Below are 15,609 nucleotides of genomic sequence, written 5' to 3'. Positions count from 1 at the left end.
CAACAGCTCCGGAATAGCCGCAAGGACATCTTGTTCTTGTGCTCCAAATGACCACAAGAGGGCGTCAGTTGACGATTGCAGTCTTTGAGCGACAGCTCCTGCGATCTTGAACCTGCGGCTCCTACCGTGTCCGGAGGGCCTGGCGTAAGCCAGGCCCTCCGGGGTGCTTCAGGCGTGAGGGGTGGGGGTCGTGGCGTCGGTGTTTGACCGTCTGGAGCGTCAGCGGGCCGTGGTCAAGGAGGAGCTGGCCGCCCTGGGGGACGAGCTCGATGCCCTTCATCGACGAGTTGAAGCAGCCGAGGCAACCCTGCGCGACCTGGACACCGCTCGGCGGATCCTGGAATCACTGCCTGAAGACGAGAGCGAAGAGCCGGAAGAACCCGAGGCCCCGCCGTCAGAGGATTCCGACGGCCCACTGCAGGAGGATTCCGACGAGTCCTCGTCCGGACCTGACGCCGGGCCTGCCGACTCGAAGCCTCCCCTTGAGCGGGAAGAGGGCAGGCGCCGGATGTTGTCGGTCCTGACGACGGCCGGGCGGCCCATGAAGGCAAAGGCAATCGCTGCCGCCATCGGCGAGGACGTCTCCACCCCGGCACGGATTGAGACGACCCGTGCCCGCCTGAAGGCTTTGGTGAACGAAGGGCTCGTCGTCGAGGACGCCGAGTCCCAGTTCGCCATCGCGACAGCCGAGACCGCTGCCGCGGATGAGGGGGCGCCCGGGGCTTCCTGAACCCAGACTCCCGCCCCACTTTCCATTGGTGGTGCGGGGAGGTCCGGCACCGCCGTGAAGCCGTGGAAAGCGTCGGCGGTGCCGGCACGTGAGCACCCAACAGGCGGCTCCCGTGTGCTCCGAGCGTAGGCGAGACGCGCCGCGCTCGGCGGGCGGAGCCGCGAAAGCGTCATGTCCGATCGCGTTGTGCGCGAGTTCGGACACGAGATGAGGCTTCATGCCCGATCTCCCTTTCATCTGCGACTGCTTGCGGCCACAAGGCTGCACCCGCGGCGGTTCCGAGGCGGGCCACCGTGGCCACGTCGGGCCAGGAACGCCCGGCCAGGAGGTCGGCGATGGCCTGCCGGTTCACACCGGATGCATCCGCGAGGCGACGCAGGCTGAACCGCCGTTCCTCCATGGCCGCGGCGAGGACGCGGGCGATGTGCTGCACGGCGATGGCGCCGGGGTCGGCGAGGTCCGCCTGGGGCCAGGTTTCCGGATCACGGGCCAGCTCGCGCGGCGGGGTACGCCGGTTCATGCCACCGACCATGCTGTTGCACTCCTTTACGTGAAGATCGTCGCCAACCTCTTCACTGGCTGCTTGACCAGCCGGTGGGATTGGTCCGTGACGTTGAGCCCGCAGGTCTCCGCCCGTATCCGCCGCTACTGTCCCCGGCTGCCTCCGGAGCGGTGGGGGCCGGTGGCCGATCAGGTACGGGCCACCGTCGCGGCCGCCGCCCCGGTCACTTGTTATGAGGCCGGGCATCTGCTGCACGTGGTGGGCCGCCTCGCCGTCTGGGCCGACAGCTGCGGGCTGCCGCGCGATCCGGGACTGTGGCTGCGGACCGAGACCATCGATCTGTTCATCCTGCGCGGACTGGCCGGCGGGTGGGCAGCAGCCGGCAGACCTTCCGAACGTGGTTGCGGCGCACCCGTGAAGCGCTTGTATGGGTGGAGCGCGGGGAGGCCCCTCCAGTCCGGATCTCCGCCAACCGGCGACCCCAACCCCCTTACGAAACAGGCGAGTTGGCCCTGCTGAAAGGGTGGGCGGAGCTGCTGCCGGGGCAGGCCCGGCTGGACGGCCTGGCACTGATGGCCTTGTCGGCGGGCTGTGGGCTGAACCCGGGCGAGCTGCCCGCCGTACGCGGCAGTGATCTGCGTGTCACCGACGGCGGCATGGTGGTGCTCGACGCATCGTGGCTGGGACGGCTGGTGGCCTGCCGCGCGGAGTGGGAGGCCACGCTGGCTGAACTCGCCCAGGCCGCCGGGGACAACTACGTGTTCCGGCCCGGCCGTCAGGTCGAGGCTGCGAAGAATCTGGTGTCCTCCTGGCCCGCCCGACACCGGCCCCACGCGGGCCTGCCGCTGCTGTCCGCGCGGCGGCTGCGGACGACGTGGATCGTGGACCTGCTGCGCCAGCGCATCGATCCGGCCCTGGTCGCCCAGGCCGCAGGCATGGCATCGGCAGCTTCGCTGGGCCCCTACTTCCACTGGGTGCCCCCGCTCGCACCCGAGCAGGCCGCCGAACTGCTGCGCGGACCTGTCCAGTGATGCGTCGACCGGAAGACCCCTACAGCCCGGCCACCCATATCCGCCGGCTGCGGCCCAAGCCGCCGCTGAGCGGACCGGCGGAGATCCCTGACTCCAAGGTCGGTCAGCTGCTGACCCTGATCGACCGCTCCGGTGTTCCCCAGGAACTCGAAGAACTCCTCAAAGGCCGCCCCGGTCCCAAAGGCATGCGCCCACGGGTAGTGCTGGCCGGACTGCTGCTGGCCGTCTACTACAACAACCGTGCCACCGTCGCCGACGCATGGCGCATCCTGCACTACAGCCTCAGGCCCCGAGCTCGGGGCTGGCTGGGCATCCCGGAACAGCCACCACCAGACCCCTGGGCCCGCATCGCCTCCAGCAAACGCCTCTACCGCGGCCTGGACACGATCACCACCGCCCTGGACCCGGCCCGCCACGACCGCCGCTCGCGTCTGCCCCTGCGTCACGCCGACTTCCTCGCCGCGATCTGGGACAGCCCCGAGGGACGCCAGGCCGCCGCCCGACTGCAACTCCTGGCCAACCGCCTGGTGCTGACCACCGTCCGCATGGCCCACCAGCGCGGATACCTGCGCGGCTGGAACGGCGACGTCGGCGTGGACGCCACCGACATCCCCGTGAACACCCACCCTCACAGCCCCCGGCGCGGCACCGCCTCCACCGACATCACCGCAGGCTGGCACGCCAAAGGCGGCACCGGCGAGAGAGTCTTCGGATACAGCGCGGCCCTGGCCATCGCCGCCCACCACCGCGACTCGGACAACGATCCCCCCAAGGCATACCCCCAGCTGTGCCTGGGCTTCGAACTCGACACCCCCACCGTCCGCACCGGCCCCAACGCCGTCACAGTCCTGACTCAGATCACCGAGCTCGGCCTGCCCACCGGCATCCTGGCTGCCGACCGCGCGTACACCGGCTGCAGCTCCTCCACCTTCCAGACACCCGTACGCCGCCTCGGCTACCGCCTCGCCCTGGACTACAAGGTCAAGGAGCGCGGCCTGCAGGGGAGTTGGCGCGGGGCGCCGCTCGTCGACGGCTCCCTGCTCTGCCCGCTCACCCCGGCCCCGCTCATCCATGCCACCGCCGAAGCCGACGACGACACCGTCCGGTTCCGCAGCGATGCGCTCCGCGAGAAGATCGAAGCCCGCGAGCCGCACCACCTCAAGCTCAAGCAGGGCCCCGACGCCCGCGGCTCGATCCGCGTCCAGTGCCCCGCCAGCGGGCCCTGCCCGTCGGTCAACTGCGCACGCCACGATCGGCTGCATCCGCGCGCCTCTGCCCCGATGCCCGCCCGGGTGATCGACCTCGACACCCCGCAATTCCGCACGGCCCACGCGGCAGCCCGCCCCACCGTCCACATCCCTGACGCCGAACGCCTCGCTCCACCGCCGGAGAAAGCCCTGCCCAAGGTGTGCGTGGCGGGCTCGGTCACCGTGCCCGCCGACGCCGAAGGGGCCGACTGGCGCCTGGCCAAGTACCGCCAGGACGTCCCCTACCTCCACACGTCCTGGCTGAACACATACAAACCCATCCGCAGCCACAACGAAGGAGCCAACGGCCGCTTCAAGAGCGGCACCCTCGACATCGGCAACCGCAAGCACCGACCCGCCCCGGGCCAGGTCAACCAGGCACTCTTCCTCGCCCTCATGCTCACCGTCGCGAACCTGAGAATCCTCGAAAGCTGGCTTACCGAACGGGCCGGCCCCGACGAACTCACCGACATCGACTTCGACGCCACCGGCTCCCTGCCGTCGCTCAGCTCCCCAGCCGTCACGCTGCCGAAGGCCCGCACCGGGCGCCATCCGCCTCCGCGTTCCCGCTGAACCCGGCTCCGTACGACAACTCCAGCCCACCCGCGCACGCCGAACTCCCCACAGCTCGGCGTGCACAGCCATGCCCACGCCACGGCAACAGGCCGTACGGTGCACGTGCATCCGCCCCGACCTGCGCAACGAGACCTCCCGGCGAGTCCCTGAAACGACGAAATCCCGCCCGATCAAAGTGATCGGACGGGACTCGTGAACCGCTTACGAGCTAACTCGTGAACAGCCTTGCTGCGGCCGGAGGGGGAGTTCTGGCGGCGGGGTCTGCAGGCGGCGCTCGCGTTCCACGGTGACCACGGGCATCTGCGGGTCCCCTACGGGCACACGGCGCCTGATGGGTTTCCGCTGGGGATGTGGATCTCCAATCAGCGGCGCCTGAATCGTCAGGGCGGTCTTGGGCCGGAGCGGGTGGCGCAGTTGGACGAGCTCGGGATGGTGTGGTCCCACTTCACGGTCGCCTTCGACGAGGGCCTGGCCGCGGCCCGCGGCTGGGCAGCCGAACACGGCCACCTGGTGGCCCCCACGGAGGCCACCTGGGAGAACTACCCGGTCGGGATCTGGCTGAAGAATCAGCGTGCCGCTGCCCGGCGGGCCGAGGACCAACTGGCGCAGGGGTCGCGGGCCGACTCTGGGGCGGGTGGGCTGAGCCGGGAGCGGCGCCGGGCACTGGGGGAGATCGATCCCGCGTGGTGTCCGGCGTGGCCGGTGGCGTGGCAGCGGTGCTTTCACCTCGCCCGCATGCACCGGCAGGGCGGAGGTTCACTGCCGGAGCGGGAGGGTGTGCTGTTGGTGCAGGGCGAGGACATCGGGCGCTGGGTGCAGGTGCAGCGGCAGGAGTGGAATGCGCTGAGTGGCGTGCAGCAGTGGCTGCTCCGCGAAGTGTTGCGCATCGAACCCCGTGCGGAGAAGCTGGCTGCGTCTGCGGTCGTTCCTCGGCGCAGCCGGGCCCAGAAGTGGGAAGCGAATCTGGCGGCTGCCCGCCAGTACCGCACCCGAGAAGGGCATCTGAACGTACCCCGATCGCACATCGAAACCATTGACGGGGCCGAGCTGATGCTTGGTGTGTTCGTCGCCAACTCCCGTGCGCGTAAAGCCAGTCTTGCTCCCGAACGAGTGGAGGAGCTGTCCGCAGTTGGGATGCGCTGGTAGTGAGTCGATGAGAGGGCGATTGATCTGTGGTGGGCGTGGGCCCGGCACGACGGACGAGCGGGCCTCGGCCAACGCGTGCGTTCCGGCTGCATCTGATGCACGCCGAGATCGCCACGGTCTGGGCCGACTCCGGCTGTGCCGGGCCGCTGGTGGCCTGGGCCGAGGACCGCCTGAACGTCATCTTCAAGACCGTCCGCCGACTGTCGATTCCGCCCGGCTGCATCGTCCTGTCTCGCCGCTGGGTCGTGGAGCACACGCTGAGCTGGCTGGCCCGCTCACGCCGCCTCAACCGCGACCACGAACGCCGCCCCGCCCACCACGCCCAGATGGTGTGGTGGGCCGCCGTGATCAGGCTGTCCCGGCGCCTGGCCGGGGACGCTCCGCGCTGGCCGGAGAAACGCCCCGCCTGACTGCTCCGGGCGCGGGCATGAACCGCCCGTCCTTCGCCCGCACCAGTCAGCCCCGCTTCTCCAGCACGTAGGCACGGTGACGGATCTTCTCCACCTCGTTCTTGATCTCCGCCTCCCGGCCCACCGCCCGCGTCAGCTCCACCCCATTCACCGGCCCCGAAGCGGCCACCACCGCGGCGAACACCTCCCGATACAGGCCGCTGAGCACCTCCTCGCCCATGCCCGACCGCCACACCGGCGGCCTCTCGCCATGCCCCGCGCCCAAGCTGCTCGATCCCACGGCGGCAGCCGTCTCACCATCAGACGTCACGGAAACCGGCGTATTCACCGGGCCCTCCCCGGCCAGCACCGACACGAGCTCTCACGCCCCACCCGGGCCCGCTCGACTCGCTCCCGCGCGGCATCCACCTCCGCCTGAGCCTGCTCCAGGACCTCCATCCAGGACTCCAGATCCTGCCTCGCCCGCGCCTCACGCTGTTCCACCAACCCCAGCACCGACGGCATCGCACCCTCCTCGATCCACAACAAGCCGCCCGCTGCCTGCCCCTACCCCAGGCCGATCATGCCCCGCACACGAAGAAGCCCCTGCCCATCGAACAGGGACTCCCTTTGCCACAACGCACTGAAACAACTGGTCAACCACCAGTGCAGATCTCCTGGTCGCACAGGACACTGGCTGGCCTCCCCCGACCAGCCGGGGTCTTGTGTTGCGCATGGTCCGTACGCGCCCCGCGTCAGCGTGTGCGGGAGGGTGTAGGGCGTCCGATGGGCAGCACGCCGACGATGATCAGACGGGGGATCTCGGTCGGGCTGCGCGCATGCAGCGCTGTCCAGACGCGGTCGTCGATGTCTGAGTAGCCGCCGGAGTGTTCGCTGTGGTCTCCGACCAGGAGCAGGGCGAAGGGGACGCTGGTGGCCGTGTAGTTGGCGGCCTGGGCGAGGTGGGCGGTCTGCAGGTCGGTGCGTGTGGAGCGGGTGGTGCGGCGTTTGACTTCGATGGGGAAGCGGATGCCGGGCTGGGGTTCGTATTCCAGGTCGCTGCGTCCACCGCCGCGGTCGGGGTGTTCACGGTGGATGGTCCCGTGAGGGAAGACGCCGATGAGGTCGCGGTGGTAGTCGTCTTGCAGCGCCTTCTCAGACCAAATGCTGGTGCTGCCGTTGGGCGGTGGGGGGCCGAGGTAGGCGGTGCGGTCGCCGTAGAGGCTGGGCTGGCCATCGAAGCGCAGGTAGAGGAATTTCAGGAATTGCTCGACGAGGCCGGCCAGATATCCGTCGACGGGAGGGATGTAGCCGGGGTGCTGCTCAAGCTGGCCTAGCAGGGTTCTGAGGTGTTGGTCGAAGCGGGCGTTGCCGTAGCAGGCGGCTGCTTGGTGGCGCTGGGCGAGGTGACGTTCGAGGCAGTCGAGCAGCAGCGGGTCGGTGGGGGCGGGCTCGTCGGTGCGGGTGAGCAGGCTGTGCAAGTGGGGGTAGGCGGCCAGAAGGGTGTCCTGTCTGGGTTCGGGGGCTGGGAGGTGGGGGTGGTCTCCGAAGCTGGTGATGCTGTCCTCGGTGGCTTGGTGGAGGGCGGTGGCGTCCGGGTGGTCGGCGAAGTCGTGTCGGAGGGCCTGGCGTAGGTGGTGGAGCAGGGCGGCGTTGCGGGTGAAGGCGTCCACGACAACGGGGTGGATGAGGGCGTGCAGGCCGGGGGCCGGGCCGGTGGCGTGCACGGCGTGGGTGGCGCGGTAGATGTCGAGGACGTCGGCCAGGGTGCGGGCGGCTTCGTACCAGCTGGGCTCGGTGAGGCGGGCCGCGGCGTGGTGGAGGCGGGTGGCCAGTCGGTGCCAGGCGGCTTGGGCGCTGCCGCGGGCGGTGAGCCAGGGAATGTCGCCGAGGCGGGCGTTCCATGCCTGGTGGTGGGCGGTGGCGTGGCGCAGGCGGTGGAGGGCGGTGTCGAGCGGGGTGCCAGGGCTGGGGGTGAAGGCGAGGACGGCCTGGACGGCGGCGAGCCAGGCGTGGGCGTCGGGCCGGGCTTCCGAGTGGTCGATCACGTGGTGCAGGCGCAGGGCGGCGTGGTCGAGGCAGGCGCGGGCCTGGCTGCTGTCGCTTGCTTCGGCGGCGTGTCTGATCTGTGCGAGGGCGAGTTCGAAGCAGGCGTCGGTGCGTACCGGGTCGGCCAGCTGTAGGTGGTGTTCGAACCGGGTCAGGGCGGTGAGCAGGGCCGGGTCGCCGAAGTGGCTGTGAGCGATGCCGAGGAGGACGGGGAGCATCTCCAGGGCGTCGGGAGGTTCGGTTGCGTCCAGGTCGGTCAGGATCAGCAGCAGCTGGTGGGGGTTGCAGCGGTCGGTGATGGCCAGGTGGAGCAGCGCTGCCAGCGTGGGGCGGGCGAGGTGGGGCCTGGCCTCGCCCGCCAGCGCGGCGTCTGCGTGGCTGGTGAGGAGGCGGCTGAGCTGTTTGGGCTCCAATGCCTGGAGCAGGGCCGGATGGCTGCAGACGGTGTCGAGGGCTTCGGCCAGGGTCCACGCGCTGTGGGGGCGGGTCAGGCCGTGCTGGAGGGCCTGGGTGATGGGGGTGAGGGTGTGGGCGGGGTGGGTGGTGAGTGAGTGTGCGGTGGCTGTGGCCAGGATGCCGAGCAGGGGGCCGGTGGCCAGGCGGGGGGCTTCGGCGGCGACAGTGGCCGGGCCGCCGAGGTCGTCGAGGCTGGGCCCGTTGTCCAGCTGGGTGTCGGTGGCCGTGCGGCTCCAGGAGTCCAGGGTGTTCTCCACGGTCGGCACGGTGGTTCCTTCCCGGGGGTGTCCTGCGGTCCTGTGGCTGGGGTCAGAAGAGGTGGGACTGGGAGGAGGTGATGATCTTTTCGGCGGGGAGAATGCCCTCGACCATGGCGGGCTGAGCGGTGGTCAGCACGATCTGCAGTCTGGTCATCTCCTGGGCCACTGCGTGCAGTTCCTGCACAAGTCGGCGCCCGTCGTCGACGGTGGTCTCCGCGGTGCCGATGGAGTCGACGAGCAGGAGTCCGGGGTGGCCGATCGTGCCGCGTCGGCTGCCGATGCGCAGGAGCGCGATGACGGTGGCGATCCGCATGCGCAGCCGGTCGCCTGGGGGGAGACCGTTGAAGGGCATCGGTACGCCGGCCTTGACGGCGGTGATGCGCCCGGTGCGCTGCAGATGGACTGAGTCCAGGTTGGCCACGCCGAAGCGTGCGGCCAGGTCACGGATTTCTTGGTCCAGTTCGGCGAACAGGGCGTGGCCGGAGTGCTCGACGCAGTTCAGCAGCTGGGTGCGGACGGCCTGCAGGATGGCGGTGTCGGGGCTGCGTTGTCCTGTGGTGGCGGGCTGGGGGCTGGTGGCTTCGAGTTTGCCTTCCAGTGAGGCGATCGTCTTCTCGGCGTCGGCGAGCTGGGCGTGGATCTGCGAGGCGCTGGCGGTCTGCTCCACGAGCCGGCTGGCCTTGAGGTAGGTCTGGTGGGCGTTATGCTCTTTGCGCCGGGCCTGTCGGAGAGCGTTGCCGACTTGTTTTTCGTCCTCTTCGGCGCGGCCGAGCTGCCGGGCCAGTTCGGCCAGTTCCATCTCGATGGCGCGGGGGTCGGTGGTCTCGGGTGTGGGCAGCGGCCGTGTGCAGGAGCGGCAGAGACCGTCGGCCAGCTCGTTCTTCTTGCGCTCGGGCCCCAGGTCGCGCTGGCAGCGGCCACAGCAGTCGATCTCTGCCAGGCCCATGACCTGCTGGGCGCGGTGTGTCTCCACGGCGTCCAGGTGGCGTTGCTTGGCCTGGATGCGGGCTTCTTTGGCCAGCTCGGCGGCTTCGGTGGCGCGCGCGACCTGGCGGATGGCGGCCTTCCATTCCTGGGTGGCGTCCTGCTCCTTGGCCCGGCGGTCGGTGAGCTGTGTGACGGGGTCCTGGCTGCGCATCTGAGCGGCTGCGCGCCGCTGTGCCCGCAGCTCTTTCGCCCACTGGGCCCGTTCCGCGCTGCGGGCACGTGCCGCCTCCTCGGCCCGGCGCCGTGCCAGCCGGTCCTGCTTTCCCCGCTGCTGGATGGCCACCTCCACCCGGGAGAGGGTGGCGGTGTAGGGGACGTCGATGAACAGTTCCAGCAGCTGGCCGGGAAGTCCGGCGGTGGCGACATCGCCGAAGAGGAGGTTGGCGCCGCCCAGGTTGAGGTACATGGCGCCGAAGTAGGAGGTCCAGCCGTGGGTCTGGGCCGCGCCTTCACCGTCCTGGCCTGCGCTCTCGCCCCACATCATGGCCTGTTCCAGACCCAGGTCGCCGCGCATCACCACATCGACGAGTGCGCTGATGTCCGTCTGGCCGGTTGCACTGCCGAGCAGGTGCTGGGCACTGTCGGGCAGGTCGTCGAGTTCCTCCAACGTGGCGCAGGTGCGGATGGTGCAGCGGGGGCGGCGCAGGTCGGCGGTGTCCAGCACGATGCGCAGTGCCCGATGTCCGGTGCTGACGTCGGCTTCGATGCGGTGGATCCAGGTGCGGACGTCTTTGGGTAGTTGGCGCGGGGCTCCGCGCAGGGGCCAGACCGCGAACTCCAGGCAGCTGGTCTTGCCGACGTTGTTGCCGGGGTAGGTGATCGCCCACACGCCGGGGGTGAATTCCTGCTGCCAGGTGAGGATTTCACCACCAGGTTTGACGCCGTCGACGCGGACGCGGGCCAGTTGCAGGTGACGGCTGGCGGCCAGCGGGCTGGACAGTTGCACCCCGCTCTCGCGTAGCACGCTCTCCACCGTGTCGGCGCTGTGGCCGGTGGATTCGGCGGCTGCGGTGATGATCTCACCGGGGGCGGGCACCCCAGCGGCCAGAGCGGCCGCCCACTGCTGTTGGCGTGGCAGGGGCACGACGGCGGCGGGGCCGGTCAGTTGGTGCGGTGCGAAGAGCTGTTGCTGGTCCATCACCGGCCCCTGACCGGCCCGGAGGGCCGTAGCTGTTCCAGGCGCTGGCGGGCCTGGTCCGTGATGGAGGCGATGTAGGAGCCGATGGGGGTGTCGGCGTAGTCGCGCTGGAGGTACTGACGGGCCTTGACCGCGCTGGGGCCGAGCCCCTTGACCAGGCCAACCACCGTTGTGGTGCGGTCGACGTACCAATGCAGGTCGGGCACCTCGCGCACAATGGTGTCAGCCACCTCACGGCCGCGTTCGCGCAGGTAGTAATCGTGCTGGCCCACTTGGTCGCCGCGCGGGATGTGCCGTTTGGTCACCATGCTCCTTTCGATCAGCATGCCCAGAGCCTCGTGCATCTGCTCGAAGGCGCCGAAGCGGTGACGGAGCATCGGATAGCGTCGCACGTCTGGCTCGTCGGAGGACAGAATGTCTGCGGCCAGGTGCCACAGGGCTGGGTCGTCGGGGTAGGTTTCGAACTCGGTCAGCAGCTCCCAGGCGAGAAAATCCGGGCAGCGCACCCAGAAGTCGAGTTTCTGCAGGAGTACTTGGGTGCGGACCACACTGACCGCGTCTTTGGGCGCGCGGCCGTCTGCGGTGACGGGTTCGGCTGCGGTAGCGATCAGCAGGAGCAGCCGTACAGCGTTCTGCCACCGGCTGGCTCGCCGTGGTCCGGCTGGCTCCATGGCGAGCCAGCCAACCGTGCCGCCGAGTGTGATGTCCAACTGCCGTCACCCGCAGGAGTGAGAACACCGGGCAAGATCTGCATCCTCAGGCGGGTTGGCGTGTCTGGGACTCCCACCTTGGAATGGGCCGACGCCCGGCCACCGGGATGGTGTTGCGTGAGCAGCTAGGCGGTTTGAGCTCCGGGCGGCCGGCAGTCGAGGACTCGTGCGCGGACCGCAACATCTTGCTGTGCGGCCAGTGCCTGCTGTTTGGCCTCGATCTGCTGCCGGGTGTGGCTGGGCGAGCAGGGCTTCCGGTGTTCGGAGTGCCACTGGGCGCAGTCGAAGAAGCCGACGAGGAAGATGCCGGCAGTGCGGGGGTGGCGCAGGTAGCGGGCGACCAGTTGCTTGGCGAGTGCGGTGGACAGGCCTGGGTTCCAGCAGCCTTTGGCTTCGATGACTACGGTGAAAGGCTCAGCGTTGTGCGAGGGGTCAGCCGCCTGGATGTGAATGTCGGTACGGCCTCCTTGGGCTCCCGGGCGGTCGATTTGGACTTCGCGGTTGAGGATGATGCGCCGTCCGCCGAGGTGGGTCTTCAGCAGACCCATGACGAGGTCGCTGAAGTCCTCCTCCCATGTCGGCCACATCGTGCTGTAGGCGGTTGCCGCGGTGCGGTTCCACAGCAGGATGGCCATCCCGTTGGGGCCCGAGAGTGCTTCTTGAACGCGGTCGAGGGCTTCCATCGTGACGTCCAGGAGCTGGGCCTCATTGGTGATCACGCGCAGGCTGTGGTCGGAGGCCAGTTTCCGCAGCTGGTGTGCGGGCAGCGGCCGGCTCTGCTGCTGGGCAGCCTGGCGAGCGGTGGCGCGGGCCAGGCGCCGCAACCAGGTCGGGTGGCGGGACGTGACAGCGGCCAGTCGGCTGAGCTGGTCGGCCGCCTGGAAGGTTGCCCTGCGGGCGATCTGTTGTGGCAGGGCATCGGCAAGATCATGGAGGGTTTCCTGCGGCGTGGTCCAGTAGGCGACACCTGGCTCCCGCTCGGGGCGGGGCTTCCTCAGTTCCTCCCAACTGCACAACCGCTCGTAGAGGTCAGCGAGATCGGCTTCCTCGAGTTCCGCCACGCCCGCCGGCCAGCGGCCCGGGCCAGCAGCGGCCAATCCGTCGATCACGGCACGGCACAGCTCGCTGTCATCGAACGCACGGCGGATGTGCGGCCAGCTCTCCGGCAGGTCCGTGTCGGCCATCACAGCATGAGCCGCGGTGCGCCAGTGTTCCGGATCGGAACTGGCTTGGTCGGGGAGCGGACCGGCTGCCACAGTCTGCTTCACCTGGCCCCGGGCAGGACTGTCGCCGAGGCCCGACAAGGTGACCGTCACGGCGGCCCAGGCTGCGGCACTGCGATCGGGCTTGAGAGCCCAGTCCCGCATGACGGCGAGGGCGTCCGCCGCCTCCAGTGGGTGCAGGAACCGGACCAGTTCAGCGAGCCGGTAGGGATCAAGACGGTCCAGGGACATCGCCAGCGCAGTCTCGAACGCGTGGCCGCCGTGGCGGGCGCACCGCCTGAACAGGCTGTGGTGCAGGTCTGTTTCTTGCGTCGGCAGGGTCATCGTGGCCAGGGCGAGTGCCCAGCCTGCCCACTGCTCGGTACGGATTCCGGGCAGTGCGGCTTGCCAGGAGTCAGCAGGCACGCATCCCGTCACGGTCAGTTCCGGTACGTCGATCCACTCGGTGCCCCCGGCCGAGACGTCGTGTGCTTGCCATGCAGGGGCGGTGGCCAGGACGTGCAGGGCGGCCCGGGACAGCGTGGTGTGCAGAGCACTGCCTTCAGGCGGGTAGAAGGGTGCCGCGGCGACCGCGTTAAGGCGGGCGGATCCTTCTTTGACGGGCTGGCCGTCGCTGGTGCGGTAGAGGTGGCCGAGGACCGTGCGCCAGGCGGCGCGGACCTGGTCGGGGGCAGCTGTGTGCACGGCTTCCAGCGCAGCCCTGAACGCCTGTTCGTCGAAGGTGTTGCGTTGCTGCTCCTCTTGTTCTTGTGCCTGCCTGCGCAGCTGCCACTCGGAAGGAGGGGCGTCCCACCAGGCGGTGGCATCCCGAAGTTCCTCATCCGCCTGCCGGGCCTTGTCCAAAGCTCCTCGCAGCCGCGCTTCGTCCGGCCGTTGCCTGTGGCTGAAGAGCGGCTTCGCGATGTGCCGTGTCTCGGGCGGAAGGTCCGTCCAGCGCTCGGCCCAGTACAGAAGGTCTTCCTCGGGGAACAGTCCCACCTCAGGGGTTTCGAAGGTGAGTTCCAGGACCTGCTCCTGGCTGCTGTGGCGCAGAACGTAGTCGGCGAGACGGCGGCGCAGAGCGGGCACGGCGTCCAGGGAATCGCGCAGGTACTCCAGCGGCGTGCGTGCGTCGGCGGTGCTGGACAGCTCGGTGTGCGCTGCCAGGGCGACGAGCGCCTGTCCGGCCTGCTCCTCACCGGGGGCCGGCCCCCCGGCGAGGTCGAGGTGGCCGATAAGACGGATACACCGGGCCAGCAGCACAGTGGCGGCCAAGGACTTGGGGCTTTGGGTCTCAAGTGCAGCGATACACCAATCAAGTGCCTCGGTAACGTGCTCTGGTGTGACCAGGTCCATGGCCTTCTCCAGCTGCGGCCGGTAGGTGAACGGCTGCTGGTCAGGGAGCAGGTCGAAGTACTCGGCCACTCGCAGGTGCTGTGGCCACAGGTGCTCCAGTGCGGCCTCCGCAGTGCGGGTCTTCGCGCCGGTGGCAAGGGCGCGCAGGCGTGCAACCACCGCGTCGTCCTTCAGGCTCTCCTCGGCGACCGCGTACAGAGCGAAGGAGCGAAGCCGCGTCGGCACCGTGGTGTCCTCCGCAAACGACAGCAGAGCGGGCGTCAGCTCGGCTGGCCGGCACTGGGCAGCGATAGACAAAGCCAGGTACACCTGGTTCTGGTCCGTATCACGGGTCAGGAACGGTTCCAGTTGTCCGGCCAGGTGCGGGTGGGCGAGCCGCTCAAGGAGTGTGAAGTCGAGGCGGTCGAAGTCTTCATCGGGTACCGCTTCCAAGAGCGCCTGGACGGTCCGCAGCCGGGATGCGTCCGGCAGACAGGACAGATCGGCCAGGAGCAAGACGCGGGGGTCGGTGGCGAGTAGTTCCTCGAACAGCGCGGGATCGTCAACCGCCAACCGAGCGGCGATCTCCTCATGCTCCGGCACGATATGCCGTGCCGTGCCGCTGCCTGCCCACAGCAGCTCGCTGCGCACGGCCGGGGCGATGTGGTCGCGCAGGTACTGTGCCGCCAGGTACTCCTGGTAGCTGCGGTGGGCGAACACCCAGCGGCGCTGGCCCACTGGGGTCAGCAGACCGGACTCGGTCAAGTGCAGCAGTTCATGGCGGCGGCACTCCAGTTGCGGGACGGCTCCGGGGATCCCAGAGCCGGACAGGCTGTCGAGGTGCAGTTCATTCTCGAGGACGGGTTCCCGGTCGGTGAGGGCCGGGGTACGGCCGAATTGAAGAGCGGCTGCCGTCCAGCGGGCCACTTCCAGCAGAAGGTCCGCTGCCGGCCGTTCCTGACGCTGTACGAATCCTTGCGCCCAGGTCTCCGTACACAACGTGCGGCATGCCTGCTCGTAGGCCTCGGCCACCGTCTTCGGAAGTTCTTCCCCCTGAGCCCGGGCCTTCAGGAGCGGTACGAGTGTGACCGGCTGCTGAGCCAGGGCTCCAAGGCCCCGGCTGGCTACCTGCTCGGTGAACGCTGCCCCGTCCAGGCCATGCTGCTCGGCCGCGCTCTGGATGTCCTGCCGAGACAGCGGTGCAAGCGTCATCAGCGCCACCTGTCCCGGACCGGGCCACAGTTGCCGCAGCCCGCTCTCCAACGTCTCGGACCAGCGAGTGGTGCGGCAGGTGATCCGCAACCGCAGCCCTTCACGCTGCCGCAGTTGCAACGCCCGCAGTTGCAGCAGGAGAACTCTGTCGAGGCCGGGAATATCGCTCAGGCCCTCGTCCAGTCCGTCCAAGAGGACATACGGCCCGTCCTGTTCTGCGGACAAATGCTCGTACAGAACGGCGCCCGCGGAGGCCGTATCGGCGACATCACGGCCCAGATGCAGCAGCGAGGCAGCTCCCGCTTCCTGCGGGCCCAGCAGTGCTTGTTCCTGCTCCAGGGCTACGGACTTGCCCGCACCGCGCTCGCCAAGCACCACGACGACGGGCACATCCCGCATATCGTCCAACCGCAACAGATCGTCGGTCTCCCGCCAGCTGCTGCCCGGATCAGGCCGGCCACTGTCGGCCACCAGCGGCCTCAATGACCGTCGCCACGCGTATCGCATCAGCCCATTCTCACCCCGTGGGCATCCCGGGGCCCGTATCAAGACGAGCAACTCCAAGAGGGCGTTGAGTCCGATCTTCCCCGGCGCGGTCCTGGTCCGGCGCGACAGGCCGACGCTGTCAGTGCCATGCGC

The 15,609-nt window shown here is 69.3% G+C and carries 12 protein-coding genes; 6 read left to right on the top strand and 6 right to left on the bottom strand.

Annotated elements, in window-relative coordinates; translation table 11 throughout:
• Positions 1 to 190 precede the first annotated feature (190 nt).
• Entirely contained in the window at positions 191 to 730 is a 540-nt protein-coding gene (locus AC07AB_RS35010; RefSeq protein ID WP_478575797.1) for a hypothetical protein, read from the top strand.
• Between the two features lie 169 nt (positions 731 to 899).
• Here the strand turns inward: AC07AB_RS35010 and AC07AB_RS35005 are convergent, their stop codons facing one another.
• Complete coding sequence (locus AC07AB_RS35005; RefSeq protein WP_478575795.1) at positions 900 to 1,262, bottom strand: helix-turn-helix domain-containing protein; 363 nt, start codon at positions 1,260 to 1,262, stop codon at positions 900 to 902.
• 75 nt (positions 1,263 to 1,337) lie between these two features.
• Here AC07AB_RS35005 and AC07AB_RS35000 point away from each other — a divergent pair, with 75 nt between their 5' ends.
• The 5 genes from AC07AB_RS35000 (at position 1,338) to AC07AB_RS34980 (ending at position 5,642) form a co-directional block, all read left to right on the top strand.
• Positions 1,338 to 1,751 (top strand): hypothetical protein, encoded by a 414-nt coding sequence (locus AC07AB_RS35000; protein WP_478575793.1) that lies wholly within the window; start codon positions 1,338 to 1,340, stop codon positions 1,749 to 1,751.
• Entirely contained in the window at positions 1,739 to 2,263 is a 525-nt protein-coding gene (locus tag AC07AB_RS34995) for a hypothetical protein (protein ID WP_478575791.1), read from the top strand. Before AC07AB_RS35000 ends, AC07AB_RS34995 begins: the two co-directional genes overlap by 13 nt.
• Positions 2,263 to 4,083: a hypothetical protein gene (locus tag AC07AB_RS34990; RefSeq protein ID WP_478575789.1), complete on the top strand. Its 1,821-nt coding sequence runs from the start codon at positions 2,263 to 2,265 to the stop codon at positions 4,081 to 4,083. Before AC07AB_RS34995 ends, AC07AB_RS34990 begins: the two co-directional genes overlap by 1 nt.
• Positions 4,084 to 4,311: 228 nt before the next feature.
• The gene (locus AC07AB_RS34985; RefSeq protein WP_478575787.1) at positions 4,312 to 5,232 is read left to right on the top strand and encodes a helicase associated domain-containing protein; all 921 of its coding nucleotides are present in this window, start codon (positions 4,312 to 4,314) and stop codon (positions 5,230 to 5,232) included.
• Between the two features lie 95 nt (positions 5,233 to 5,327).
• On the top strand, positions 5,328 to 5,642 hold the full coding sequence (locus tag AC07AB_RS34980; protein ID WP_478575786.1) for a hypothetical protein: 315 nt from the start codon (positions 5,328 to 5,330) through the stop codon (positions 5,640 to 5,642).
• A 46-nt stretch (positions 5,643 to 5,688) separates the two neighbouring features.
• Here the strand turns inward: AC07AB_RS34980 and AC07AB_RS34975 are convergent, their stop codons facing one another.
• The 5 genes from AC07AB_RS34975 to AC07AB_RS34955 all read right to left on the bottom strand — a co-directional run bounded on the left by AC07AB_RS34975 (position 5,689) and on the right by AC07AB_RS34955 (position 15,441).
• Positions 5,689 to 5,997, bottom strand: a complete 309-nt coding sequence (locus AC07AB_RS34975) for a hypothetical protein (protein ID WP_478575785.1) — start codon at positions 5,995 to 5,997, stop codon at positions 5,689 to 5,691.
• A 379-nt stretch (positions 5,998 to 6,376) separates the two neighbouring features.
• Entirely contained in the window at positions 6,377 to 8,392 is a 2,016-nt protein-coding gene (locus tag AC07AB_RS34970; protein WP_478575783.1) for a hypothetical protein, read from the bottom strand.
• 43 nt (positions 8,393 to 8,435) lie between these two features.
• Positions 8,436 to 10,511, bottom strand: a complete 2,076-nt coding sequence (locus AC07AB_RS34965) for a hypothetical protein (protein ID WP_478575781.1) — start codon at positions 10,509 to 10,511, stop codon at positions 8,436 to 8,438.
• Positions 10,511 to 11,221 carry a hypothetical protein gene (locus AC07AB_RS34960; RefSeq protein WP_478575779.1) on the bottom strand — a complete coding sequence of 237 codons (711 nt, stop codon included), beginning with the start codon at positions 11,219 to 11,221 and terminating at the stop codon, positions 10,511 to 10,513. Before AC07AB_RS34960 ends, AC07AB_RS34965 begins: the two co-directional genes overlap by 1 nt.
• Before the next feature lie 125 nt (positions 11,222 to 11,346).
• On the bottom strand, positions 11,347 to 15,441 hold the full coding sequence (locus AC07AB_RS34955; RefSeq protein ID WP_478575777.1) for a hypothetical protein: 4,095 nt from the start codon (positions 15,439 to 15,441) through the stop codon (positions 11,347 to 11,349).
• Positions 15,442 to 15,609: the final 168 nt, after the last annotated feature.

This window comes from Streptomyces sp. NPDC044033, from assembly GCF_056434425.1.
The sequence above is the reverse complement of the archived record's forward strand: the minus strand, read 5'-3'. Positions and strand labels throughout refer to the sequence as shown.